The organism is Actinoplanes sp. NPDC048796 (assembly GCF_040650035.1).
In the GTDB taxonomy this organism is placed as follows: Bacteria; Actinomycetota; Actinomycetes; order Mycobacteriales; family Micromonosporaceae; genus Actinoplanes.
Window position 1 is genome coordinate 1 of sequence record NZ_JBEZGO010000042.1, and the last position, 1,115, is coordinate 1,115.

The following is a 1,115-nucleotide window of genomic DNA, read 5'->3' on the forward strand; positions in this document are numbered from 1 at the left end:
TGTGCTGTCCAGGGAGGTTGGTCGAGGTGGTGTGACGAGTTGATCTGACTCTGGACGGGTGAAGGCCTCCGGTTGTGGAGTGGAGCTGTCTAGGAACCGCTCCGGCAACCAGGAGGCCTTCGTGCTCCACCGTAATGCTGCTTTGACCCCGCGCGCGCGTCTGCGGCTGGCGCGTCTGATCGTCGAGGACCGGTGGCCGGTCGCGGCGGCGGCCCGCCGTTTCGAGGTGTCCTGGCGCACGGCGAAACGCTGGGCCGACCGCTACGCGCAAGCCGGCCCGGACGCTATGGACGACCGTTCGTCGCGTCCGCATCGCAGCCCGGCCCGGACCCCGCGACCGGTGGTCCGCAAGATCGTGCACCTACGCTGGAAACAACGCCTCGGCCCGGTCCAGATCGGTGGCCGCCTGGGCATGCCAGCCTCGACCGTGCATGCCGTCCTGCTGCGCTGCCGCCTCAACCGGCTGTCACACCTCGACCGGATCACCGGCGAGCCCGTACGCCGCTACGAACATCCGCATCCCGGGGCAATGCTGCACGTCGACGTCACCAAGTACGGCAACATCCCCGACGGCGGTGGCTGGCGTTTCGTCGGCCGGCTGCAAGGCGAACGGAATCGGCAGACGACCGCGCGACGCACCGGCGCCCGCAACAAGGTCTACGAACCGCGGATCGGCACCGCATTCGTGCACACCGTCATCGACGATCACTCCCGCGTCGCCTACGCCGAAATCCGCGACGACGAGAAAGCCGTCACCGCCATCGCCGTACTACGCAACGCCGTCGCCTGGTTCGCCCAGCGCGGCGTCACCGTCGAACGGGTGTTGTCCGACAACGGCTCGGCCTACAAATCGTTCGCCTGGCGCGATGCCTGCGCGGAGCTTGGCATCACACCGAAGAAGACCCGTCCGTATCGGCCGCAGACCAACGGCAAGGTGGAACGGTTCCACCGAACCTTGACCGACGGCTGGGCCATCGCCCGGCACTACAACTCCGAACAGGCCCGCAGGAAGGCCTTACCGGCCTTCCTGCATCACTACAATCACCACCGACCCCACTCAGCAATCGGTGGCCTACCACCCATCACCAGGTTGACCAACGTCCCTGGACAGCACA

General features: G+C 67.0%; 1 protein-coding gene. It reads left to right on the forward strand.

All coding sequences use genetic code 11. The annotated features are described in order from the left end of the window. Nucleotides 1-121: 121 nt before the first annotated feature. The coding region (locus AB0C26_RS46430; RefSeq protein WP_360261784.1) for an IS481 family transposase at nt 122-1,115 on the forward strand (994 nt) is incomplete at its 3' end.